The sequence below is a fragment of the Cutibacterium sp. genome, assembly GCF_030525615.1.
Taxonomy (GTDB): domain Bacteria; phylum Actinomycetota; class Actinomycetes; order Propionibacteriales; family Propionibacteriaceae; genus Cutibacterium.
Genome location: NZ_JAUNEJ010000005.1, coordinates 85,034 through 106,328, shown reverse-complemented (window position 1 = coordinate 106,328; position 21,295 = coordinate 85,034). Strand labels below are relative to the sequence as shown.

Genomic DNA, 21,295 nt, shown 5'->3' with positions numbered 1-21,295 from the left:
AGCCTCTCGCGCGCCCGTGGAACAGCCCGGGGAGAGATCTCGCTATGCCGTGGTGAAGTGACCACCAGGGGTGGGGAGGGGTATACCCCCCCGGTTACCAGACGGCGCGCCGGTCGATGGATTCCACCCGGCGAAATCGACGCCCCTTACGTGGCACCCCGTTGCCTCGCGACTGGTTACACCGTCTGCAAATAACCCTGATGTTGTCGAGCCGGTCTGAACCGCCTCGTGAATACGGAATAATATGGTCTGCCTCAGGACTTGCTGGTGTGCGGCTGACATCCCAGCGCAGCTGGACTCCACAGCATGGGCAACACGTCAGCCCGTCGGCTCGCGCTCGACGTTTCGCTGTGGTGGCGTTGCGTATCCAGTTCGCCGTTCCTGTCCTCGATGTCGTCATAGGAACTTGTCACCCACAGAAACCTCAACGGCTCACGGGACGCACTTGTCCCGTCACCTGTCTTAGTAGCACATTTTCACCATGGCATATCGTATGATTATGTTGCTGTTTAGCATGATCGGTTGTATGATTGGGGGTACAACAACACAGAGGGGGTGAGAATCCATGAAGGACGCCTTGGAGATCATCAAGACGATTGCTGAGATCGCGGGAACCACAACCGCAATCATCTGCGCACTCCGACAAGAGCGGCGACAGTCGCGTCGGAACCGCAGGCGCAACCGCTGAGATGATGAGGGTTCCAGCTAACAGCAGCTTAGCTGGAACCCTCCCCAAGGATACCCCCCATCATCAGGAAGGATGAGCAATGAAGATCACATGGCCAACGTGGATGTCCCTGGCCCTGTTGGGACTAGCCCTCGCCGATGACTCCCCGAGGTTGTGGATGATCCCAGCCGTCGGGGTCGCCGTCTGCGCAGGACTGGACGTACGCCGCGCACATCAGGGGCGGGCATGAGTATCCACAGCGTCGAACAAGCAGCCACCGAACGGCAGGCGGCCTATCAGCGCCTACGCGAGCAAGTACGCCTCGCTCAAGCCAACGGCGTACCAGACGCGGCAATAGCCCGGGCCGCCGGGGTGACCGCCGAGACTGTGCGCCGCTGGACTGGGAAATCCACACCAAACCGTAAGCGCTCATGACGCGGCAGGGGGTGGTGTTATGCCACCCCCGCTGGTTCTGCTGACATAACCGGGGGCTTAGGCGGCGTCAGGCATATCACGGGCCTCAATGGCCTCGACAATGCCAGGCCATGCTTGCGCGATAACATCCCAGGGCCGGTAGCACGGACCGGAGGCGCCGGGGGCCGCCTTGATCCGGCGCCGCCGCGCCCACTGGCTGATGGTGTTGGCGTTGATACCCAGCCGCTTACTCAGCTGGGCTGCGGTCATAGGTGGGGCGAATCGCCACTGCCGCTCTAGGCGGGCCGGGCCAGGGTACTCGTGGCGGTGGCTCTCTCACCAGGGCAGGCATGGATGCTAGGCGGGCGAGTGGGTCGACGGCAGGAATCCAAGCGGGAGGGTCATTCATCGCTGCACGCCTTTCCCAGTGTGTCTAGTGTCGCCTTGACGGAGTGTCTAGTGTGGTCATGACTTATGGTCATGAAGCGCACGGCAGTCCTCGACACACTCCGCAAGCAGGCCCGGTCTTGCGGACTTGCCGTTGAACTGACCGAACTCACGCGGCACACAGCGGTGCGAGTCGGTCGCACCAGCCGCACGCTAGGTCGACATGCGGAGGTCGATGACAAGACTGCGCGCAAGTTTTTCGACCAGTTTGACGACGAATTCGGCGGGAAGGGGTGGTGGTGATGATAACCGTCACGGTGACCGCAGAGCGCGGCAATGGGGTATGGGTCCTTGAGTCTGAAAACGGGGCAGTGAGCCAAGTGCGGACCCTGGCTGCTGTCGATGACGAGATGCGCGAGGCTGTGGCTTACCTGGCTGGGGTGGATGAGGACCAGGTGACGATGGAGCTTCACGTGGTCACTCCAGCCAGTTACGACCAGGCGATGAGGGAGGCTGAGCGATTCCGGGCCGAGGCTGACCGAGCGAATGCTGCCTCGGCGGCGGCGCTTCGCCGTGCGGCCAAGTCCCTGGTGGGCGCGGGGATTTCGTACCGGGACGCCGCCCGGATCATGGGGGTCTCCTACCAGCGGGTCGCACAGCTCGTTCAATAGTGCAGCCATCAAGCTCCGGCTAGTGCCTGCCATGCCAGTGGTGCCGTTTTGTGTTTCGCGCCGAAATGCGGAAATAGCATTGGCAGAGTTTTCACAACGTCCCCCTATCGCCTATCGATGGCGTTGTAGCCGTGGTGTTTTCTAGGTAGAACATTACCAGTTCCCGTGTTCTTTTTCATCCTGTTTCCCCTGACCCATTCTAGGTATTGTTTCGGGCCTTCGGGTGGTGGTGTTTCGGGCGGGTGGCGTTCGTAGTAGTCGGCTTTTGTGGCGCGTACTTGGTTGAGGATTTGTCGGGGGTCGATAAATAGCGGCCTGGAGTCGTGGTTTTTAGCGATGGCGTAGACGGCTTTGATGGCGTCTACGGGGTCGATGTCATCCAGGACTGGCTGCCAGGCTTCTGCGGTGTGCTCGTCGATGGCTTGGGCTGGACACAGCGACCGCAGTAAGCGGATCAGGTAGACGGTTTCGATGAGGATCATGGCGTGGTTTCTCGCTGACCTTCTTGACCGCTGCCAGTAGTTCGCGAGCCTGTTTCTCGGACACGTTCATTACTCCTGAGTTTACAAGTCATGCGGCCACTGCCTGTGGTGGAGTCATCGCCACCCGCAATTGTGTCTTGCACAACACGTGATGTGTGTGACACAATTAAGTCGTCGAGTTGAGGTTCACGCAGGCGGCACGCAAACACCGGGTCGGTAAGGCTCACGTGCGCTACGTTGTCGCCACTACTGAACCCACCCCGATTGTCACCGCACGTGGAGATCAAGGATGGTTGTACATCGGAGCCGACGACCGCAGCCTCGAACTTGAGATCATCGCCGTCGAAATCCCCTACGGACTTCTGGTCATCCACGCCATGCCAACCGCGCTGAGAGGACGCTGACATGCGAGCTGTACCCGCAATCACCGTAGATACGCCAATCGGAGCCGACGTTGACCTTGAAGCCGACGATGTGCGTACCAGCACTGGACGGCGTCTTACCGACACCGTAGTCAACGAGCTTGTCGAGGCAGCCGCTGAAGTCCGCCGTGCAGGCAGACCGTCGCTCAGTGGCCCCGGCGTACATTCCCCGTCGGTAACCGTGCGGCTCCCCCAAGAACTCAATGCCAAGCTCGACTGCGAAGCTGCGCGCACTGGGAAGCGGCGCTCTGTGATTGTGCGCGAAGCTCTCGAGGCTGCCCTCTCATCATGAGCAAGACTGTGACCATCAACCTGGGAGACAGGCGCGTCGAGGTTATCGACGGCGGGGACATTGACCTTGACATCGAGGATGTGCGCCTGCCTGGCGGCACCCGCGTCACCAACGAGCTCGTACACGAATGGGGTGAGGAACTCGAAGGCCGTGGTGGACGCCCCAGCCTCGACCCTGCTGGAGACCCGTCGGTAAGGCTTGCATTCTGTGTACCCGAAGACGTCAGCAACCAAGTCGACGCGCTGGCCGCTCGGCAAGGGCTCCGTCGCTCCGACGTGCTCCGCGCCGCGCTCGCGCAGTACTTGGCCTCGGCCTGAGCTCAGCGACGTGCAATACGTGGCAATACTCATGCCGACACCTCCTCAGCTGCGTTGAAACGGCCCGACAAGAACCGGTCCACGAAGTAGCCTGCCCCTTGCCGGTGACTTTCGGTGTTTTTGAGATGGTGACGTGGCCATCCGAATGAGTCACAGCGGTTTCTTTGACCTCAAACAGCCGCAACTCCATGGCTTTTTGGGTGGGCATATTCCACGCCGTCCCTTTTTGGCGGATCAGGAAGCCGTTGTCTCGCAGCCACGCAAACAGGCGCTGCCCGCCAATCTGAACGCCGTTGCCGCGCAGAATCTTCGCCAGGTCCCCCACGAGGATCGAGGTTTGAGATGCGGCAACAGAATCAGCAAACAGCACCTTCGGGCGGTCTGCTTCACCCTGGGCTTCCAGCTCGGCAGCCTGAGCGCGGGCCGCCTTTAAATCGGTGGCCAGCCGAATAATCGTGTCCGGGTCAGACAACACCCGCTCGGTCATATCGGGTGTGAGGTAGCCGCCATGCTTGCGGATCAAAGGGAGGACCTCGTCGAAAATCCACGACTCGAAGGCCTGGGCCGCCGGAAGCTTCGATGAGGCGATCAAGCGGTACAGATCGCCCTCGGTGATGAAGATGGCCTGTTGGGTACGGCCGAGGGAGTCGACGATGGGGTAACGAATCGGACCCCCATCCTGACGAGCATGGTCGCGGACTGCCTTGGCTGGATTCTCATAGCCGAGGGCGGTGGCAACGTCGCGGCCGCAGAACAGGACACGCCCGTCCTGCTCGATGGTGCGGATCGTGCCGAACTGGCTGTTGTGGAATTGGGCAATGCCTTTCATGCCGCTACCTCCTGGGTGTGGAGCAGGAGACCGCACGTTCGAGTCCTGTCGCCCCGACTGCCTCCTCAGAGCCGTTTTGGCGTCGTTAGGCCTGGCCAGGAGGCTGTTGTGATTGCGGATCTAAGTAATCGAAAATGGATTTAAGCGGTCTCAAGTAACGCTAAGTTACTATACCGGGTATGGTTTTTGGCTACGTGTTTCAGTCGGCCTGTCTGCTGGGGACTGTACTGAAAATGTACTGAGATCCGCCTTACAAGAGAGAGTGGCTTCAATGACGTTCATGCCGTTCTCTGCTGATCGCCATAGTGCGGACAGTCGCGAACTAACAGACTCACAGTCGTGTGAGAAATCGTGAGAGATTCCGTGAGAAGTCGTGAGAACTAACCGAGGGCTTGTAGCCACCGCGGGACGGTCTGGGACAATGTGCGGTCAAGGTAGGTGGGCATGAAAAAAGTACCCCCTGCCAGGTGGCAGGGGGTCCCAGGGGCGGAGGCGGCTAGGCCTGGGCATGACGCGGGGCTGATCCTCGCTCGCTGTCTCTTCAGTGGCCGGATCATCAACAGGCTCGGCCAGGCCGCCGGGGTCATGGTCGGTACACACCACAACCCCGGTGACCACATGTCGAAACCTCACTGGTCACCCTCATCCCCGGCGGGCTGGGTGGTGTTCGTGAAGGTGGCGAACGCTGAGGGGTCGACATACCAACCGGCCTCGAACTCCACCCGGTAGGCGATCGCGTTGTCCTGGAAGGTGTTGATCGTCTGGCCCTTCGCGTCGACAATGGATGCCTGATCGGAGCGGGTCAGCTCCAGATTTGATGAATAGCCCCAGCGCAGCTTTGACCAGTCACCAACAACACCGACGACCCCGTTGCCTTTGGCGTCACCGGCGAAACGACGTCCCACCGTGCGCCCGTAGGCCACCGGCAACCCACCCAGCGTGCCCGTGGTCACAGCCAGATTCGGCATCGGGGTGGAGGCTCCGGGGATCGTCAGCATTTGCTGGGAGGCCAACGCGACGCGGGTGCGCATTCGTGAATCGAAGGCGTACCCGTTGGGGTCATACTCCCCGTCACCGGAGGCCACCAGGTCGTAGCCTGCCAAGAATTGGGGCACCAAATCCTTGGACGCGTCGAGTTTGACGGTGTTGGTGGTTTGGTTGATGTAGGTGGCGTCGGGGATGGTGGCGCCGCCGGTGGCGGAAATACCATGCAACACTGCTAAATCCAGCTGGCGTTGGACCGCGTTACGCATGTCGGCTTGCATGATCTCGAGTAGACGGCCCGGGTTGGCTCGTGCTGCTTCTTTGGAGACGACGATGATTCCGGCGAACTTGTGCGGGGTGATGGCTTTGGTGCTCACCTTCACATCAGATACCGGTTTACGGCCCAGCTCCTTGGTGTAGCCCACCTCGAAGCCGCCCTCATAGATGGGGATGATTTTGCCGTTGGTGGGGATAGGCTCAGCTGCTGACAGCTGGCCAACAACCGAGTTTTGGAAGGCTTGGCGCAGCATAGTATCGGCCCAATCAGTGGGCAGTTTCGAAGTGACGTCGAGTCCGTCGAGGGTAATAGCCATGGCGGCTGTTCCTTTCTATGGGGGCCTGTTAGTGCAGGCCGAAGAAGTCCCTAGCCATGTCGTCGGGCGAGGGGGTGGGGGTGGTGGCCGCCTGGGCCGGATCGGGGCGGCGCTCCTGGCCCGCCTGGGTGCGAAGCGCGGCGAAACGCTCCACAGAGGTTTTCCATGCGTCTTCGTCATCGCCGGTGATGTTGGCGGCAAGGTCTCGGGGTAGCCCCGCCTCAGCAAGCAGGGTTTCTTTACCGCGCAGCGCCGCGAGGTCGGAGTATTTGCCTTCAAGTTCGGCAACCATGTCATCGGCGACCTTGGCCTGCTTGGCTAGCGTGTCATATTTAGACTCCCACTGCTGGGATAGGGTTTCGGCGCGGGCGGTGGCCTCGTCACGGGCGGCGCGTAGTTTCATGTTGTCGGCGCGTAAGTTTTGGATGAGGTCCCACGCCCGTTGCGGGGTGAACTGGTCATCAGAACCCCACGGCGGGGCGTCATGAGTTGTGGTGTCAGTCATGGAGTGCCTCCTGGGCATAACAAAACCCCGCAGGAACTTCCCACGGGGTTGGTCTCGGGTCGGGTTGTCGAGGCGGGCTAGCTGATCGCCGCCAATCGCTCCTCGACAGCAACCATGTCGGTAAACGGGTACTTCTCGTTGAGAGCATGGAGACGGGCCATCAAGGCCGCATCAGGGGTCATAGCAAGATCCTCGTACGAGTAGGCCACGCCGCCTAACGCGAGGGATTCCTCACCGACATCTATGAGCACATCCTCCATCTGCTTCTCTTCGGGGAGCTTCTCGTTGAAGGCATAGAAGAGCGCCTCGGCTTCGTCGACCCATTCCCACGTCTCTGCTACTGCCATACCGGTATTCTAGCTGTTCTTCTTCGCGGGTTTATGTTTCTTGTCGACATCGTTCCAGTTTAGCGGTATAGGGGTTTGCTTGGTGCCCCCTGGGGTGTCCTTGTCTCTGTCGTTGCGAACGACACCGTTACCGTTGAACGGGTAGGCAGCGTAGAAACTCAGCTCGCCGGTCCGTTGATGCCGTCTAGCCTGATAACAAACAATGACGCCATTAACCTCGCGGTAGAAATACACCATGGCATCTTTGGTGGCCACCTTGGATGGTGCCGCCATGGTTTGAGAGATGGCGTCGCGGATATCCTCATCAGACCATTCGGACGGAAACTCTGTTTTATATGGCCGCCCTGTTCCGCTGCGGTGCCCGCCACGACGACCGTCCGGTTCCCCATCGAGGACGTGGTGCAGGTTGTTGTCGGTGAAGTCGGGCAGGTTGTAGTCGGTGGCGCGGATGTCGGGGATGTCGGGGCGGCGTCCGTCTTGGAGAGCCTGGCGCACCGAGGCGATCGGGATATTGTCGGATCGGATGCGGTCGAGGTCGGCGGCGTCGATTTGGTCACGGTACCAGCGCTCCAGGGTTTCCCACTGCTGCCGGTACGGCGAGGTTGCGGTGTTGTAGATGGGGACTACGGCGCAGTCGCAGCCGGTGTGGAACCGGTTCGACGGGGTGTCTACCCCGGGCGGTTTCGGCGTGGCGGTCAACGCCCCGGCTTTTTCGGCTGAACCATAGACCGGGCCACGCGAGGCCACCACGATACAAAAGGGGCAGTTGTTGGGGCCGGTCAACACTCGCGCCCATGAGGCGGCGCGCACCAGGTGGGGGGTGTCTTCGGCGGCCCGTGTGGCTGCTTCGGCGTCGATGTGGTCGATCTCGTCGGCTAGGGCCTGCCAATCCACCTGGTCGACTAGTGAGGTGTACTGGTCGGTGTCGAGGTGGGTTCGGGCGGCCTGTTCGCCCGGGTCGGGGGTGAGGCCGTCTTCGGCGGTGCGCTCGATGGTTTGACGGGCCGCGTCGCGCACATGGGAGGCTAGCGCTGCCGATATAGCGGCGGCGGCGTCCTCGGGTGTTTTCGTGGCGTGAGCCTCAAGCAGGGTATCCACTGACTGTTGCGGATAGCCTGCCGCCGACGGAATGTAGGGCATAGCCCCCGGGGCGGGGTCGGATGCTGCGAATTCTGTGATGATGAACTCGCGGGCGGCCTGGTATGCCTGGGTGCGGGCTTGGCGCACCTGCTCGGTCAGGGCCTGTGAGGCCACCGCCTTCCATGCCCCCTCAGGGTCGCGGTGGGCGAAAGCGGTCAACACGAGGCGGGCAACACGAGGGGTGAGAGCGGCGATAATCTGGCTGAGCGTCGACACGAGCGCGGCAAGACCCATCACGCCCCCAACTGGGCGCGGAAAGCAGCCAATTCGTCGGCGGCGGCGTTCTCGCGGGCCTTCTGCTCCGGGGTGAGTTGTAGATAGTCGCGGGCTGTCTCAGCAGAGACCACACCCTGGGCCTGGGCCTGCAACATCGAGGCGGTCTTCGCTGAAGCCGAGGTGAGCGCCGGGTCACGCCACGACAACTCCAACGTTTCCAACCCCGACACATCATGTCCGTACAGGGCGAGTGCCAGCCGCGCGGCGTCTTCGATGGCGTCACCAAACATATCCTGCTTCACCTCGGCGCGGCCTATCAGCCGGTCCTTAGCAACACGCATAGCCTCAGCCGATGCCGGATTGTCGGTGGCGATACCCAACATGGACGGCGGGATGCCGGTAATCGAGGAAATGATTTGGGCATACAGTTTGTAGGCGTCAATAAAGGATTGCAGCGAGGCCCCCGGTATTTGGCCTGCCGACCCGCCGTCAGGTCCGGCAATGAAATGGCCGAAATACGATTTGAGGGACTCTTCTAAAGTGGCCGGTGATTCGATACCGTCGCTGAAAATGTAGCGCACCGGCATCGCAAGAAGTTCTTGGGCGACCTGCATATTGGTCAGGGTGCGTGAGGCGGCGTCAGAGATGGTGACCACATCGAGAATCTCAGAGCGGCCGTCCACGTCGTCGATTCGAAGCCGGTTGGTGATGGGCACCACCAAGGGGCGGTCTAGGCCGGGGTGGGTTTGCACATCGACGGGTTTCCATAGCCCCGAGTCTTGGCGATAGTAAAGGGTTTCGCCAGGCAGATAATGGGCCGCATAGGTGATGTCGTCGACGGTGTAGACCCGCAGCGCCTCATCAACATTCCCCATGTGGTCGCGGTGGACAGCCATGCCACGTTTCGTGTGCACGGTAATACGTGGTGTGGATTCGGTGCCGTAGCCGATAATAAGAAACGCTTGACCTTGAACCAGCGCTTCGGTGATAGCCAGCTTGATCGCGGTATCAAGATTATTGGCCTGCCACCAGCGGCGCAGCAGGGCCGGAATGTCTTTATCTCCGGCGAGCAGAAACCCTTCCGGGTTAAGGGCCTCAGTGAGCACATCAACGGCGAATTTAGGAAACGGTGCCACCATCTCCAGCAGCCGCACATTCGGCGGCAAGGACACCCCCAACGCGTCAAGGTGGGTTGCGCCCTCGTAGTAGTCCTCCAGAAGGCGACAGTTGCCCTCCAACTGTGCTTTGGCTAGCTGTACTGACCGGGGAGGTTGGTTGAAGGATTGTGATCCGGACGTGTGAGGTAGGGGAGGGCCTTGCTGGTTGAGTGAGACTTGTGAAGATATCCACTGCCAGAAAGGCCCTCTCGTGTCCCACGCTAACGCAGCTCTGACTCCACGCGCTCGTTTGCGGGTTGCTCAGCTCGTCGTTGACAACGGAGTCCCGATTGCCCAGGTCGCTGCCCGGTTCCAGTGTTCGTGGCCGACCGTCAAACGCTGGGTGGATCGTTATCGCGCTGGCGAGTCGACGCAGGATCGTTCTTCTCGGCCCCATCACAGCCCGAACGCGACACCACTGCCAGTGGTGAAACGCTGTGTGAGTCTGCGTCTTCGGCTGCGGGAAGGACTCGTCCAGCTCGCTGCCCGACTCGGTATCGCCCCCTCAACAGTGAGCCGTATCCTCACAGCCTGTCAGCTGAACCGGCTTTCTCATGTCGATCGGGCCACTGGGGAACCTGTCCGCCGCTACGAGCACGACCATCCCGGCAGCCTGGTCCACGTCGACGTCAAGAAGCTGGGCACCATTCCTGATGGTGGTGGATGGCGGTTGGTTGGGCGCCGTAAAGGCGACCGCAACCGCGCCGCAACCCCCGGCAAACCGAAGAACAGACACCACAACCCGAAGATGGGCTACGCGTTCGTCCACTCCGTGATCGATGATCACTCCCGACCGGTCTACTCCGAAGTCCGCGACGACGAAACCGCCCTGACTGCCACAGCCGTGCTGGTCCGGGCGGTCAACTGGTTCGCTGATCGAGGTGTACGGATCGAACGAGTCTTGTCTGACAATGGGTCGGCCTACACGTCGCACCTGTGGGCCCAGGTTTGTAATCAGCTGTCCATCACGGTGAACAAGACCCGCCCCTACAGGCCTCAAACGAATGGCAAGATCGAACGGTTCCATCGCACTCTGGCTGACGGCTGGGCCTACGCCCGCTGTTACACCTGCGAACAAGAACGTCGCGACGCCCTGGCCAGTTAGATCCACTACTACAATCACCACCGACCCCACTCAGCCTGCAACAACCAACCACCCATCACCCGCTTAACCAACCTCCCCGGTTAACCAACCTCCCCGGTCAGTACAGCTAGGACATTCTTGATGTCTTCCTCTTCGGCACCGACGTTGTAGTCGCCCATGAGACTGCCGGCATCACCGAGTGCCTCATGTGCCTCCTGCTCTCGCTTAATCAGACGCGACAGAACTCGCAGATCGCCCCGGAAAGATGGACTCGACGGTTCCAACAACAAGGTGGTGATTTGGGGAGAATGACGCTGGCCGTATCGATCGGTTCGGCCATTGCGTTGTTCAATGCGAATAAGACTCCAAGGGATGTCGAAGTGGATCAGTTCGTGGCATTGCTGATGCAGGTTGACACCTTCACTGGCGACATCGCCGGTGACCAGCACGCGGATGGGGGGAAGTGGACTGTTTGAAAGACTCGACGATCTGCTGCTGCTCGGCGTCGCTCAGGCCGCCGTGTAGCACCGCGACCTCGTTTTCGGCGGGGCAGAGATCCTTGACGATACGCTTACGGAGCCAGTGCAACGTATCGACTCGCTCTGCAAAGACGACGGCCCGCTGACGTCGGTCGATACTGATCTTTCTCAGGTAACGCACTAACTTGTCATATGTAGCCGAGGAATCGAACGCGGCGTCATTTAAGTCGTTCAGTCGATCGAGTGCCGCTATTTCACGTTGCTGTTCCGGTGTCGGCGAGTGCGCACTGACACGTCGACGCCGTTCGCTGATGGTCTGGCGCAGGGCCGCGGGGGATGACAAGAAAGCCGTGGCAAGGGTCCATGGGAATAGAGCAGAGGCGGCGCCGCTGTACGGGGATGATTCCGCCGGATGCAGCCAAATTCGATCCAGCTCCTCGGCGACGGCGTTCTCGGCTGGGGTGGCCTGGACAAGGAGGTTCTGCGGCGGCTTGCGCTCAGCCCAGTCGCCCCCGGCGATGCTGGAGACCTCGGGGTCGTTTCGGTGGCGTCGCTTCACCAGGCGCTTCAGGTCGTTCTTGTCGAGATCGCCATGGGGGCTGACAGCAGTAGGTTCCAGCAGCCTGATGAGTTCAGCGAAGGATTTCCGGTTGCCACTATGCGGGGTCGCGGACGCCAGAATGAGAGCGTCAGTATGGGGTGCCAGGGTTCGGGAAGACGGTTGTTCTGAGTGGTGTCGCCGGTGACATTGTGGGATTCGTCAATGACAACGGCGTCCCATTCGCGACGATGGAGATCGTGGGAGAAGCGGTCCTGTTTGAGGGTGTCCATGGAGATGATGACCCGTTTGTACCAGCTGAACGGGTTGCGGTTGGCGGGGATCTTCTGCTTGACGCGCTGCGGACCTACCGAGTCCAGACGAACGAAGGGAATCGCAAAACGGCTCCACATCTCGTTTTGCATTTGCTCCAACACGTGACGGGGGCAGACGATAAGTATGCGTTCGTCGCGGCCCCTACGGATGAGTTCGGACAGAATCATCCCGATCTCGATCGTTTTCCCAGGCCTACCGCGTCTGTCAGAAGAATGCGCGGTTGAAGGTTGTTCGGATCGAGGGCCTGCAGTACCGCCGAATACTGGTACTTCAGGCGGTCAGCCAGGGCATATTGGCTGGCGGTCAGTGTGGGTTCTTCGAGGGGAATTGGGGTCTTGCGTAGCGCCGCCTCCAACCACAGCCGCGCGTCCCGATAGTGGGGGAACCGTCAGTTACCGGGGTCGCGTCATGCGGATCGAGCGGAATGATGGTGTCGAGGTTCTCGTAGAACGTCGCCGTGGTGCCACGGACGAGGCCCGACAAACCCTGAACTGTTAGCAGCTGCCCGTCGTCGGTGTGGTCAACAGTGCTGACGAGCCACTCTTCATCACGCACCTGCACCACAGAACCCGGTGCAACGGTAATCGGCATAGTCAACTCCATCCTGGTAGCTGCACGGTTCTAGTGGCTGCGCGGTCGTGCTGGCTGCGCGGTCCTTGTGACCCTTGTAGCTGCTCTTGTGGCTGAACCGTCCCGTGTGGCTGCACCGTATGTTTCGGCGCTGATGACAACGTATCCGTTGCTCGTCGGGTGGAGCTTGCCACCCATGACGCTGGTGGCCGCCGTCGGGACGGTATCTGCTTGTGAACGATATACGACCTGCGTTCGCTGCATGGCGAAGGATCATCGATGGGTCGTGAGCTGATCCTCTGGCGTGGGCCGTGGCGTGGTCGCGGGTAGTGATGTGAACAGAGCGACCATGAGTCCCACGAGTCCGACAGACAGGCCAATATGACCGAGGCCGGCGATACCTGAGATTGCGGGGGAGACGTCGATGTTGCCATGAACCTGCATGACGCCGTGAATGACGAGCATGGTGATCGTCAGTAAAAGACCGAGGTTGAATCCCCAGAAATAGGTTGCGAACGCACCCCGATGTGCCGACAGGGTGAATACTCGCTCCAAGACCAGCACGATAAGGGTCAGCATGAATCCCAGTGCCAGGCAGTGAGTGTGTACCACCTTGAGCTGGGTCCAGCCGGTGAAGTCGTTGGCCTTGGTGAACTCGCGGTAGAACACCCCGCCGGCTAGGCCAATGACCAACCAGGTTGTCGCGCAGGTGGCAAGTTTCTTCAAAGGTGTCATAAAGCCATCACATCATGGCAGGCAACCGTGAGGATGGTCTGGAAGGTCGATATGCGAGTTCCGGCTGGACGAGCGCAGGCCGCCCGGACTCACCGTTTCGCCACGAATGTGACGCCGACGGCTAATCCATGTATTCTGTCGAGGTCTGTTGGACACCATGCGGATGTAGCTCAATGGTAGAGCCCCAGTCTTCCAAACTGGCTACGCGGGTTCGATTCCCGTCATCCGCTCGCTGATCGCCCTGAGCCATCTGGTTCGGGGCGAATTCCTTTGTCGAGACGAGTTGCTTTGTCAAGACGAAGCTCCTCGCATCAATTCCATGACGACTCGGTGACTGCACTCCAGGCTTGGCAAGGGCAGGAACTCACACCGGGAATGGAAATTGTGGGCACCGGTGAAGAAGTTCGGTGTGAAGATGCCTTGGGCCGACAGCCAAGAACCATCAGTCCCACCACGCATGGATCGGTGAATGGGTTCGACTCCTACAGCTGCCATGGCGTCAAGGAGCCGGCGGGTGGCGATCGCGTTAGTAGGAGTCTTAGAGTCCTCCAGATTGGCGTAGACGTCCTCGAAGGTGACATCAATCCGCGCCCGGGGATGAGCTGCGCGAACCTGGTCAACAATCTGGCGGATCTGTTCCTTGCGCTCCTCGAAACGGGTTCGGTCAAAATCGCGGATATTGAGGTCGACGGTTGCAACGGACTGGTCTGCGTGCATGGCATCCACCCAGATGTATCCCTCCCGGCCTTGGGTGCACTCGGGGGTCTGGGTTGGGTCGAATCTTCCGATCAGGTCGTGGGCAACGAGGATGGGATTGACCAAAACGCCAAACGCGCTCATTGGATGGGCCGCAACTCCCTCGATTACCACCGTCGCGTACGCGGCGTTGAAGGTCGCCTCGACCACCTCACCACGTTCGCAGCAGTCCAAGGTGTATGCCCAGTCGACCGGGAACCGTGCGAGGTCCATCGTCCGCACCCCGCGCAACCCAATCTCCTCGTCGGGCACGAAGGCGAGGTATACCTCCGGGTGCGCCATTGGATCGGCCATCAACCGAACGGCAGCCTCCATCACCGAAGCCACGCCGGCCTTGTCATCAGCTCCGAGAACGCTGGTTCCGTCGGTAACAAGAATCCGCTGACCCACGTACGCGTCAATCTCGGGGTGTTCCTTACGGCGAATCCACTGGTCCTCGCCCAGATGGATGTCCCCGCCGGTGTGTTCGATGATTCGGGCGTTCACGATGGGGCTCAGACCGGAATCGGCGGTGTCGAGGTGAGTGCAGAAGCCGATGACCGGTGCTCTTACATCGTCAGGAAGGGTGGATGGAATCCGCGCTGTCAGGACGCAGGTGTCGCTCAGGTGGATGTCGCGTACCCCAGCTTCCTCAAGTTCCACGGCGAGCAACCGTGCGAACTCCCACTGTCCCTGGCAAGAGGGGACAACGGTGGCGGCGGAGTCGCTCTGAGTGGAAATCGCGCTGTAGCGCAAGAAACGGGTCGCGAGGCGGTCCTGGAGCTCGGTGGATGTAGTGGTCACGGTGGTTTCCCTCTCACGAACGGATTCGCGAACGAATCATCATCGGGATCATCGCAGAACCTGTACGGAGCGGCGGAGGGACCTGCACGGAGCGGAGGAATGGTCGTGGCGGAGGAATGGTCGGCGAGGCTGTGGCGATGACGGGAAAATGTGGACCACGTGCCATGAGATCACCTTCTGAGGCCTCTTGTTGGCCCGTATGCCACCACGTCGCTAAACTCGAATGGCATGTGTGTTCCCTGAAACGGGGACGACAGAATCGGAACCACAGGAGAAACTTCGTGCCCAGCACCCTTGAGAAGCTCAGCACCAACCGTGTGAAGCTCACAATCGAGATGCCCTTTGATGAATTGAAGCCCAGCCTTGACAAGGCGTACAAGGACATTGCCGCTCAGGTGAATGTCCCCGGCTTCCGCAAGGGGAAGGTGCCGGCTCCGGTCATCGACCAGCGTTTCGGTCGCGGAGTCGTCCTTCAGGAGGCCATCAACGACGCGCTGCCTGATGCCTATGGCAAGGCCGTCGAGGAGAATAAGGTTGTTCCCCTCGGTCAGCCTGAGATCGAGGTGACCAAGCTGGAGGATGGCGAGGTCGTCGAGTTCACTGCTGAGGTGGATGTCCGTCCCGACTTCGACCTGCCGGATGTCTCCGCCATCTCCGTTGAGGTGCCCGCCGTTGACGTGCCCGATGAGGATGTCGATGACCGCATTGAAACCCTGCGTCAGCGCTTCGCCACCAACACCGAGGTCGAGCGCGCCGCCGCCAAGGATGACCTCGTCACGATCGACCTTCTTGGCACTCGCGACGGCGAGGCCCTGGAAGACGCCACCGCTTCCGGTGTCACCTACAAGGTTGGCTCCGAGGGCATGCTTGAGGGACTCGACGAAGCCGTCACTGGGCTGAAGGCCGGCGAATCCACCGATTTCCACTCCACCCTCGTTGGTGGCCCGCTGCGCGGCGAGGAAGCCGACATCAAGGTCACCGTGACCAAGGTGTGCGAGCAGGAGCTCCCGGCCGTTGACGACGACTTTGCCCAGCTCGTAAGTCAGTTCGACACTGTCGATGAGATGCGTGCCGATCTGCGCACCGCCCTTGAGAACATGGCCCGTCTAGACCAGGCTGCCGACGCTCGTGACAAGGTTCTTGAAGAGGTCATCTCCAAGATCGACATCGAGCTGCCGGCCAAACTCGTCGACGCCGAACTCGAGGCTCGCCGACAGCAGGTCAACCAGCAGCTGGCCCAGGCTGGGCTGACTGTCGAGCAATACCTCGAGGACTCCGAGGAGGAGGCCGACAACGCCGACGACTTCTGGGCCGAGATTGAAAAGCGCTCCTTGGACGCTCTCAAGGCCCAGATCGTCCTCGACAAGATGGCTGATGACGACGAGATCGGCGTGGAACAGGATGAGCTGACCGAGTTGCTCTTCCGCAAGGCTCAGCAGTACGGAACGTCTCCCCAAGAGCAGGCTCAGCACATGATGGAGCACAACCACATGGCCGAATGGATGCAGGAGATCCGTCGGGGTAAGGCGCTGGCCTCCATGGTGGGTTCTGCCACCGTCAAGGATTCCAACGGCGAGATCATCGAGCTGGACCGTATTCAGCCTGACGGCACCATCGCCGACGAGTCCGATGGAGCCGAGGAGTCCGACGAGCCAGCCGACGCTGAGGAGTCCGCAGAAGAGACCGCCAAGGCCGACGGCAAGGCTGAGGCTCCTGCTGATGAGGCCACGGAGGAAGCTCCTGCTGTGGAAAACGAGGCCGAAAAGAAGCCCGCTGCCAAGAAGTCTGCAGCAAAGAAGCCTGCTACCAAGAAGGCCTCGGCCAAGAAGTCGGGCGCCAAGAAGAAGACTGGTGCCAAGGAGGAATGACGATCAGGGACTGTCAAGTCTCGTAGGATCGACCGCTAATGACCGGCGTCGTGCGGTTTTCCGTGCGGCGCCGCCTCCGCGTCACCCTGAGGAAGCCCGATGAGCAAACGCCCCTCACGTACCCCGCGACCTGGTCGCCGGATTTCTGTTGTCCCCGCTACCCGTCAATTGCGCAATGTGCGTCAAATGGTGGCTGAGGATATTGCGGTAGCTCGTGCCGTTGAGCGTGGAGAGATTGACAGTGGAGATGAAATAGCGGCCGAGGAGCAGCCGACCCACGGTGCGACAAGCGCGACGACGGCGGCGGAGTCTGGACTTTCGCCCCAAGCCATAGACGAAGTCGGGGAAGTTCCTGGCACGCACGGCTTACCCAGGGTGATGATCGTCCTGCTCACCTTGGCTGCTGCCTGGCTGGCGCTCAGCTTTCTCCACGAACTCTCTAGCGTCATCGCCCCGCTGTTCTTCGCCCTCAACCTGCTCATCACGGCCTATCCACTTCACACCTGGCTTGTGAAGCACAAGTGCCCTCGGTGGATTTCCGCCACGACGGCCGGCACCGTCGTCATCATCGTGTTGGCTGCGGGCATGGCGGCAATGGTCTGGTCGGTTGCGGCCATGATTAACCAGCTGCAGACATACATCCCGCAGATGGAGAAGATCTATACCCAGCTCATTGAATGGTTGACGCAGCTGGGCTATTCCCAAGACGTTATAACCGAGAAACTCAAGAAGATCGATCCCCAACAGGTGATGTCGGTCGTGACATCGGTGGCCTCTGACACGTCGAGCGTAGTGACGATGATAATCGTCATCTTGACGGGCATGATCTTCATGGTCATGGACACCCCGCAGATGCATGATCGTCTCAGGATAGCCGGCAAGCGCAAGCCGGACGTCGTCGTCGCTCTTGAATCATTCGCCAGCGGCATTCGCAAGTACTGGCTCGTCACCACGCTGTTCGGCCTTGTCGTCGCCCTTTGCGACTGGGCAGCCCTGCTCATCATCGGTGTTCCGCTGGCCGGAGTGTGGGCATTGTTCAGCTTCCTGACGAACTACATTCCTAACGTCGGTTTCATCATCGGCGTTATTCCACCGGCGCTGCTGGCTCTCTTCGAGAACGGCTGGGTGTCTGCGGTGGCAGTTATCGCGGCCTACTCGGTGCTCAATTTCGTCATCCAGTCGATCATTCAGCCGAAATTCGCTGGTGACGCCGTGGGTCTGACGCCGACGATGTCCTTCGTTTCCCTGCTGTTGTGGGGGTGGGTTTTCGGTGCGCTGGGAACCCTCATCGCTCTGCCATGTTCCTTGCTCGTCAAGTCCACCCTTATTGACCACGATCCGGGGGCCCGATGGATTAATGCCCTCATCTCATCCCGACCCACTGAAGGTCTCGAGGACAACCCGGATGAGGAGTATTCCGACATCGTTGCGGACCGCTAAACGCGAACGACCCTAGAAGTGTCGTCCCCGCACGGTAGGTTCAGAGTCGTGAACCACAACACTTCGATCACTTCCCAGGGCATGCCCGCGATGGCCGGCCCCGAGACCGGCGGTGCCGGGATGACCGACAACGTCTATCAGTCGCTGCTGCGTAACCGAATCGTCTTTCTCGGGTCCGAGGTTAAGGACGAGAACGCCAACGCACTGTGCGCCCAGATGTTGTTGCTCAATGCCGAGGACCCCGAGGCTGACATTTACTTGTACATCAACTCGCCAGGTGGCTCAGTCACCGGCGGAATGGCGATCTACGACACCATGCAGTGGATTTCCAACGATGTTGCGACGGTGACCATGGGTATGGCCGCCTCGATGGGCCAGTTCCTGCTGACCGCCGGTACCCCCGGCAAGAGGTACGCGCTGCCACACGCCAAGATCCTCATGCACCAACCTTTGGGCGGAGTTGGCGGTACGGCTACCGAAATCGCCATCAATGCCAAAATGCTCAAGGACACCAAGCGGGAACTGTCCCAGCTCAACGCTGACCACTCCGGTCACACCCTCGAGCAGATCCTTGAGGACTCCGATCGGGACCACTGGTTCACCGCTCAGGAGGCCTTGGAGTACGGGCTTATCGACCACGTCTACAGCAACGCGTCGCAGCTTCGCGGCGACGCCCCGAATCAGTGAGGTGACCATGGGATTCAACGCCTTCGACAAGAATCGGTTGGCCGCCTTCAACGCCGAGCAGGCCGAGCAGGCTGCTCCCGGTGGGCTGGCCCCCGCAGGTCCGCGCAACGACTACTACATCCCGCAGTGGGAGGAGCGCACCTCTTATGGGGTGCGCCGGGTCGACCCCTACACAAAGTTGTTCGAGGATCGCATTATCTTCCTCGGCACCCCGGTAACTGACGACATTGCCAACGCCGTGATGGCTCAGCTGTTGTGTCTGCAGTCGATGGAAGCTGATCGTCAGATTAGTATGTACATCAACTCACCCGGTGGCTCCTTTACTGCTATGACGGCCATCTACGACACCATGAACTATGTGCGTCCTGACGTTCAGACGATCTGTCTGGGTATGGCGGCCTCGGCGGCGGCAGTGCTGTTGGCGGCTGGAGCGAAGGGGCAGCGTTTGTCCCTGCCGAACTCGACGATCCTCATTCACCAGCCGGCGATGGGCCAGGCCACCTATGGTCAGGCAACCGACATCGAGATTTTGGACGACGAGATCCAGCGAATCCGCAAGCTCATGGAGTCGATGTTGGCTGACGCGACCGGCCAGAGCGTCGAACAGGTGTCCAAGGACATCGACCGCGACAAGTACCTGACGGCCCAGGGTGCCAAGGAATACGGCCTCATCGACGACATCCTCACCACCGTGTGAGGTCTTCACCGGGTGAGTTCTTGTCCGGTGAATGGTGGCCCTCGAGTCTCGAGGGCCACTACAGGGTTGAACGTCGTCACCCGAACACGGGCGGCGACTGCCATAGTGCGGATACCGTCTACGGCTAAGGTGGACGGCGCACAGCTCGGGGACGAATGTCCAACTGGACGTAACGATGGTGGCTTGCCGACAAGGAGGAAAGCCGGATGGCGCGGATTGGTGAGAGCGGAGATCTCTTTAAGTGTTCTTTCTGCGGAAAGAGCCAGAAGCAGGTCAAGAAGCTCATCGCTGGCCCCGGGGTTTACATCTGTGACGAGTGCATTGACCTGTGTAATGAAATCCTCGAGGAGGAATTTTCCTCCCCGGAGGAGGTCGGTGGCCTCGACGAACTGCCCAGTCCCCGCGAACTGTGCGAATTCCTGGACGCTTGGGTGATCGGCCAGGAGGAGGCCAAACGCACCCTCTCGGTGGCGGTCTATAACCACTACAAACGTATTCAGTCTGAAGTTGACGTGCCGCACGCCCGTCGGGCCGAGGATGATGGGGTAGAACTCGGCAAGTCCAACATCCTCATGCTCGGGCCGACGGGTTGCGGCAAAACCTACCTAGCCCAGACGATGGCCCGTCAGCTCAACGTCCCCTTCGCGATGGCTGACGCGACGGCTCTCACCGAAGCCGGCTATGTCGGTGAAGACGTCGAGAACATCCTGCTCAAACTGCTTCAGGCGGCAGATTTTGACGTCAAGCGCGCCGAACGGGGAATTATCTACATCGATGAGATCGACAAAGTAGCCCGCAAGTCAGAGAACCCGTCGATCACCCGTGACGTCTCCGGCGAGGGAGTCCAGCAGGCACTGTTGAAGATCCTTGAAGGGACGGTCGCCTCGGTGCCTCCGCAGGGTGGTCGAAAACACCCCCAGCAGGATTTCATCCAGATCGACACCACCAACATTCTTTTCATCGTCGGTGGGGCTTTTGCCGGTCTGGAAGACATCATCACGAAGCGAATCGGTACCCGTCCGCTCGGATTCAACAACGATCCCGGTATTCGCGACACGCTCGAAGGACCGGAGGTCTTGAAGCTGGTGCGCCCCGAGGACCTTCACGAATTCGGGCTCATCCCCGAGTTCATCGGGCGTCTGCCGATGGTGACTGCTGTGCATCCCCTTGATCGTCATGCCCTGGTGCGTATTCTCACCGAACCACGCAACGCCCTGACCCGACAGTTCGAGAAACTCTTCGAACTCGATGGGGTCGAATTGACCTTCACTGGGAGCGCTTTGGAGGCCATCGCTGACAAAGCCGTATCTCGGGGGACCGGCGCGCGTGGGTTGCGTGCCATCATCGAGGAAACCCTCATGGATGTCATGTTCGACGTTCCTTCCCGCGATGACGTCGCTCGTGTCGTGGTGACCCGGGAGGCCATCACCGGGGAAGGGAAGTGTCAGTACCTGTCCTCGCCGAGCATGGTCCATGGCCGAGGACGGTTGTCGGCCTGACCTCAGTGCTCGTCGAGAACGTCGGCGAGGAGTTTGTCAGCTCGTCTTTGTAGTTCTGAGACCGACTTGCGGCGCTCCTTGCCACGCTGCACTTTGACCAGCGGGATACGCGACGCGATGTTGTTGGCCTCGTCACGCCATTGGTGGGCATTGGGGCTGGAGGAGTGGTCGGCGTATTCCCGTACCCGATCTACAGTGAGTTGGACTCGCCCCAGCGCGGTTTTCGCGGCTGCCGATTTGCGGGCCTTGGCATAGTGAGACTTCGCCCATGCCTCGGCACGCCCGTCAGTGTTGATGGCATCCCACAAATCCTTGGCCAGTGGTGTTCCGGCGGCTATGGCCGTTTTGACGAGCTTTGACTTCGCGGATTTTCGCGTACCTGCCATGGGGTCATCCTCCT

General features: G+C 60.4%; 26 protein-coding genes, 1 tRNA gene and 2 pseudogenes. 14 read left to right on the top strand and 15 right to left on the bottom strand.

What is annotated here, in order from left to right:
- Positions 1–94: 94 nt before the first annotated feature.
- On the bottom strand, positions 95–400 hold the full coding sequence (locus tag Q4B98_RS10610; protein ID WP_368492333.1) for an HNH endonuclease: 306 nt from the start codon (positions 398–400) through the stop codon (positions 95–97).
- Between the two features lie 367 nt (positions 401–767).
- Here Q4B98_RS10610 and Q4B98_RS08480 point away from each other — a divergent pair, with 367 nt between their 5' ends.
- Together Q4B98_RS08480 and Q4B98_RS08475 are read left to right on the top strand one after the other, a co-directional pair.
- Positions 768–917, top strand: a complete 150-nt coding sequence (locus Q4B98_RS08480) for a hypothetical protein (RefSeq protein ID WP_303196717.1) — start codon at positions 768–770, stop codon at positions 915–917.
- Positions 914–1,102, top strand: a complete 189-nt coding sequence (locus Q4B98_RS08475; protein ID WP_303196716.1) for a hypothetical protein — start codon at positions 914–916, stop codon at positions 1,100–1,102. Before Q4B98_RS08480 ends, Q4B98_RS08475 begins: the two co-directional genes overlap by 4 nt.
- 57 nt (positions 1,103–1,159) lie before the next feature.
- On the opposite strand, the gene Q4B98_RS08470 is transcribed toward Q4B98_RS08475, so the two are convergent.
- Entirely contained in the window at positions 1,160–1,351 is a 192-nt protein-coding gene (locus Q4B98_RS08470; RefSeq protein ID WP_303196715.1) for a hypothetical protein, read from the bottom strand.
- 210 nt (positions 1,352–1,561) lie between these two features.
- On the opposite strand from Q4B98_RS08470, the gene Q4B98_RS08465 reads away from it, so the two are divergent.
- Positions 1,562–1,771 (top strand): ribonuclease PH, encoded by a 210-nt coding sequence (locus tag Q4B98_RS08465; RefSeq protein WP_303196714.1) that lies wholly within the window; start codon positions 1,562–1,564, stop codon positions 1,769–1,771.
- Positions 1,768–2,139: a hypothetical protein gene (locus tag Q4B98_RS08460; protein ID WP_303196712.1), complete on the top strand. Its 372-nt coding sequence runs from the start codon at positions 1,768–1,770 to the stop codon at positions 2,137–2,139. The genes Q4B98_RS08465 and Q4B98_RS08460 overlap by 4 nt, the downstream gene beginning before the upstream one ends.
- Before the next feature lie 104 nt (positions 2,140–2,243).
- Here Q4B98_RS08460 and Q4B98_RS08455 read toward each other — a convergent pair whose 3' ends face one another.
- The gene (locus Q4B98_RS08455; RefSeq protein ID WP_303196710.1) at positions 2,244–2,621 is read right to left on the bottom strand and encodes a hypothetical protein; all 378 of its coding nucleotides are present in this window, start codon (positions 2,619–2,621) and stop codon (positions 2,244–2,246) included.
- A gap of 179 nt (positions 2,622–2,800) precedes the next feature.
- On the opposite strand from Q4B98_RS08455, the gene Q4B98_RS08450 reads away from it, so the two are divergent.
- From Q4B98_RS08450 to Q4B98_RS08440, 3 genes are all read left to right on the top strand, one after another.
- Complete coding sequence (locus tag Q4B98_RS08450) at positions 2,801–3,025, top strand: hypothetical protein (RefSeq protein WP_303196709.1); 225 nt, start codon at positions 2,801–2,803, stop codon at positions 3,023–3,025.
- A 70-nt stretch (positions 3,026–3,095) separates the two neighbouring features.
- Positions 3,096–3,335, top strand: a complete 240-nt coding sequence (locus tag Q4B98_RS08445; RefSeq protein WP_303196788.1) for a ribbon-helix-helix protein, CopG family — start codon at positions 3,096–3,098, stop codon at positions 3,333–3,335.
- Complete coding sequence (locus Q4B98_RS08440; protein ID WP_303196708.1) at positions 3,332–3,652, top strand: ribbon-helix-helix domain-containing protein; 321 nt, start codon at positions 3,332–3,334, stop codon at positions 3,650–3,652. Before Q4B98_RS08445 ends, Q4B98_RS08440 begins: the two co-directional genes overlap by 4 nt.
- Here the strand turns inward: Q4B98_RS08440 and Q4B98_RS08435 are convergent.
- The 6 genes from Q4B98_RS08435 to Q4B98_RS08410 form a co-directional block, all read right to left on the bottom strand.
- Complete coding sequence (locus Q4B98_RS08435) at positions 3,558–4,481, bottom strand: phage antirepressor KilAC domain-containing protein (protein WP_303196707.1); 924 nt, start codon at positions 4,479–4,481, stop codon at positions 3,558–3,560. The two genes, Q4B98_RS08440 and Q4B98_RS08435, sit on opposite strands and share 95 nt — an antisense overlap.
- A gap of 629 nt (positions 4,482–5,110) precedes the next feature.
- Complete coding sequence (locus Q4B98_RS08430; protein ID WP_303196706.1) at positions 5,111–6,058, bottom strand: phage major capsid protein; 948 nt, start codon at positions 6,056–6,058, stop codon at positions 5,111–5,113.
- A 28-nt stretch (positions 6,059–6,086) separates the two neighbouring features.
- On the bottom strand, positions 6,087–6,563 hold the full coding sequence (locus Q4B98_RS08425) for a hypothetical protein (protein WP_303196705.1): 477 nt from the start codon (positions 6,561–6,563) through the stop codon (positions 6,087–6,089).
- Between the two features lie 77 nt (positions 6,564–6,640).
- The gene (locus Q4B98_RS08420) at positions 6,641–6,910 is read right to left on the bottom strand and encodes a hypothetical protein (protein ID WP_303196704.1); all 270 of its coding nucleotides are present in this window, start codon (positions 6,908–6,910) and stop codon (positions 6,641–6,643) included.
- Between the two features lie 9 nt (positions 6,911–6,919).
- Entirely contained in the window at positions 6,920–8,284 is a 1,365-nt protein-coding gene (locus tag Q4B98_RS08415; protein ID WP_303196702.1) for a hypothetical protein, read from the bottom strand.
- Positions 8,284–9,504: a phage portal protein gene (locus tag Q4B98_RS08410; protein WP_303196701.1), complete on the bottom strand. Its 1,221-nt coding sequence runs from the start codon at positions 9,502–9,504 to the stop codon at positions 8,284–8,286. Before Q4B98_RS08410 ends, Q4B98_RS08415 begins: the two co-directional genes overlap by 1 nt.
- A gap of 130 nt (positions 9,505–9,634) precedes the next feature.
- Here Q4B98_RS08410 and Q4B98_RS08405 point away from each other — a divergent pair.
- Positions 9,635–10,612, top strand: a pseudogene (locus Q4B98_RS08405) (IS481 family transposase).
- 20 nt (positions 10,613–10,632) lie between these two features.
- Here Q4B98_RS08405 and Q4B98_RS08400 read toward each other — a convergent pair.
- The 4 genes and pseudogenes from Q4B98_RS08400 to Q4B98_RS08390 form a co-directional block, all read right to left on the bottom strand.
- A pseudogene (locus Q4B98_RS08400) lies at positions 10,633–11,545 on the bottom strand (helicase-related protein); the annotation flags it as partial.
- An 8-nt stretch (positions 11,546–11,553) separates the two neighbouring features.
- Positions 11,554–12,027, bottom strand: a complete 474-nt coding sequence (locus Q4B98_RS10605; protein ID WP_368492332.1) for an SNF2-related protein — start codon at positions 12,025–12,027, stop codon at positions 11,554–11,556.
- A gap of 136 nt (positions 12,028–12,163) precedes the next feature.
- The gene (locus Q4B98_RS10600; RefSeq protein ID WP_368492331.1) at positions 12,164–12,451 is read right to left on the bottom strand and encodes a hypothetical protein; all 288 of its coding nucleotides are present in this window, start codon (positions 12,449–12,451) and stop codon (positions 12,164–12,166) included.
- Positions 12,452–12,703: 252 nt separating this feature from the next.
- Positions 12,704–13,165: a DUF2871 domain-containing protein gene (locus Q4B98_RS08390; protein WP_303196700.1), complete on the bottom strand. Its 462-nt coding sequence runs from the start codon at positions 13,163–13,165 to the stop codon at positions 12,704–12,706.
- Between the two features lie 159 nt (positions 13,166–13,324).
- Between Q4B98_RS08390 and Q4B98_RS08385 the strand changes: the two genes are divergently transcribed.
- Positions 13,325–13,395, top strand: a tRNA-Gly gene (locus tag Q4B98_RS08385).
- Positions 13,396–13,456: 61 nt separating this feature from the next.
- Here the strand turns inward: Q4B98_RS08385 and pepT are convergent.
- Positions 13,457–14,704: a peptidase T gene (gene pepT, locus Q4B98_RS08380; RefSeq protein ID WP_303196699.1), complete on the bottom strand. Its 1,248-nt coding sequence runs from the start codon at positions 14,702–14,704 to the stop codon at positions 13,457–13,459.
- A gap of 281 nt (positions 14,705–14,985) precedes the next feature.
- Here pepT and tig point away from each other — a divergent pair, with 281 nt between their 5' ends.
- The 5 genes from tig (at position 14,986) to clpX (ending at position 20,895) form a co-directional block, all read left to right on the top strand.
- A complete protein-coding gene (tig, locus tag Q4B98_RS08375) occupies positions 14,986–16,572 on the top strand; it encodes a trigger factor (RefSeq protein WP_303196698.1) in 1,587 nt (528 codons plus the stop codon).
- Between the two features lie 186 nt (positions 16,573–16,758).
- On the top strand, positions 16,759–18,012 hold the full coding sequence (locus Q4B98_RS08370) for an AI-2E family transporter (RefSeq protein ID WP_303196787.1): 1,254 nt from the start codon (positions 16,759–16,761) through the stop codon (positions 18,010–18,012).
- An 81-nt stretch (positions 18,013–18,093) separates the two neighbouring features.
- Entirely contained in the window at positions 18,094–18,699 is a 606-nt protein-coding gene (locus Q4B98_RS08365) for a ClpP family protease (RefSeq protein WP_002516946.1), read from the top strand.
- Positions 18,700–18,706: 7 nt separating this feature from the next.
- Complete coding sequence (locus Q4B98_RS08360) at positions 18,707–19,396, top strand: ATP-dependent Clp protease proteolytic subunit (protein ID WP_303196784.1); 690 nt, start codon at positions 18,707–18,709, stop codon at positions 19,394–19,396.
- A 206-nt stretch (positions 19,397–19,602) separates the two neighbouring features.
- Positions 19,603–20,895 carry an ATP-dependent Clp protease ATP-binding subunit ClpX gene (clpX, locus tag Q4B98_RS08355; RefSeq protein WP_303196697.1) on the top strand — a complete coding sequence of 431 codons (1,293 nt, stop codon included), beginning with the start codon at positions 19,603–19,605 and terminating at the stop codon, positions 20,893–20,895.
- A gap of 2 nt (positions 20,896–20,897) precedes the next feature.
- Here clpX and Q4B98_RS08350 read toward each other — a convergent pair whose 3' ends face one another.
- Positions 20,898–21,281 carry a hypothetical protein gene (locus Q4B98_RS08350; protein WP_303196797.1) on the bottom strand — a complete coding sequence of 128 codons (384 nt, stop codon included), beginning with the start codon at positions 21,279–21,281 and terminating at the stop codon, positions 20,898–20,900.
- Positions 21,282–21,295 lie beyond the last annotated feature (14 nt).

Coding starts and splice junctions, on each gene's coding strand:
- Q4B98_RS08435 (WP_303196707.1), bottom strand. CDS start 4,481: ATGAAAGGCATTGCCCAATTCCACAACAGCCAGTTCGGCACGATCCGC.
- Q4B98_RS08425 (WP_303196705.1), bottom strand. CDS start 6,563: ATGACTGACACCACAACTCATGACGCCCCGCCGTGGGGTTCTGATGAC.
- Q4B98_RS08350 (WP_303196797.1), bottom strand. CDS start 21,281: ATGGCAGGTACGCGAAAATCCGCGAAGTCAAAGCTCGTCAAAACGGCC.
- Q4B98_RS08360 (WP_303196784.1), top strand. CDS start 18,707: ATGGGATTCAACGCCTTCGACAAGAATCGGTTGGCCGCCTTCAACGCC.
- Q4B98_RS10600 (WP_368492331.1), bottom strand. CDS start 12,451: ATGCCGATTACCGTTGCACCGGGTTCTGTGGTGCAGGTGCGTGATGAA.
- Q4B98_RS08480 (WP_303196717.1), top strand. CDS start 768: ATGAAGATCACATGGCCAACGTGGATGTCCCTGGCCCTGTTGGGACTA.
- Q4B98_RS08390 (WP_303196700.1), bottom strand. CDS start 13,165: ATGACACCTTTGAAGAAACTTGCCACCTGCGCGACAACCTGGTTGGTC.
- Q4B98_RS08420 (WP_303196704.1), bottom strand. CDS start 6,910: ATGGCAGTAGCAGAGACGTGGGAATGGGTCGACGAAGCCGAGGCGCTC.
- Q4B98_RS10610 (WP_368492333.1), bottom strand. CDS start 400: ATGACGACATCGAGGACAGGAACGGCGAACTGGATACGCAACGCCACC.
- Q4B98_RS08455 (WP_303196710.1), bottom strand. CDS start 2,621: ATGATCCTCATCGAAACCGTCTACCTGATCCGCTTACTGCGGTCGCTG.
- Q4B98_RS08440 (WP_303196708.1), top strand. CDS start 3,332: ATGAGCAAGACTGTGACCATCAACCTGGGAGACAGGCGCGTCGAGGTT.
- Q4B98_RS08370 (WP_303196787.1), top strand. CDS start 16,759: ATGGTGGCTGAGGATATTGCGGTAGCTCGTGCCGTTGAGCGTGGAGAG.
- Q4B98_RS08465 (WP_303196714.1), top strand. CDS start 1,562: ATGAAGCGCACGGCAGTCCTCGACACACTCCGCAAGCAGGCCCGGTCT.
- Q4B98_RS08415 (WP_303196702.1), bottom strand. CDS start 8,284: ATGGGTCTTGCCGCGCTCGTGTCGACGCTCAGCCAGATTATCGCCGCT.
- Q4B98_RS08430 (WP_303196706.1), bottom strand. CDS start 6,058: ATGGCTATTACCCTCGACGGACTCGACGTCACTTCGAAACTGCCCACT.
- clpX (WP_303196697.1), top strand. CDS start 19,603: ATGGCGCGGATTGGTGAGAGCGGAGATCTCTTTAAGTGTTCTTTCTGC.
- Q4B98_RS10605 (WP_368492332.1), bottom strand. CDS start 12,027: ATGATTCTGTCCGAACTCATCCGTAGGGGCCGCGACGAACGCATACTT.
- Q4B98_RS08365 (WP_002516946.1), top strand. CDS start 18,094: ATGCCCGCGATGGCCGGCCCCGAGACCGGCGGTGCCGGGATGACCGAC.
- Q4B98_RS08470 (WP_303196715.1), bottom strand. CDS start 1,351: ATGACCGCAGCCCAGCTGAGTAAGCGGCTGGGTATCAACGCCAACACC.
- Q4B98_RS08475 (WP_303196716.1), top strand. CDS start 914: ATGAGTATCCACAGCGTCGAACAAGCAGCCACCGAACGGCAGGCGGCC.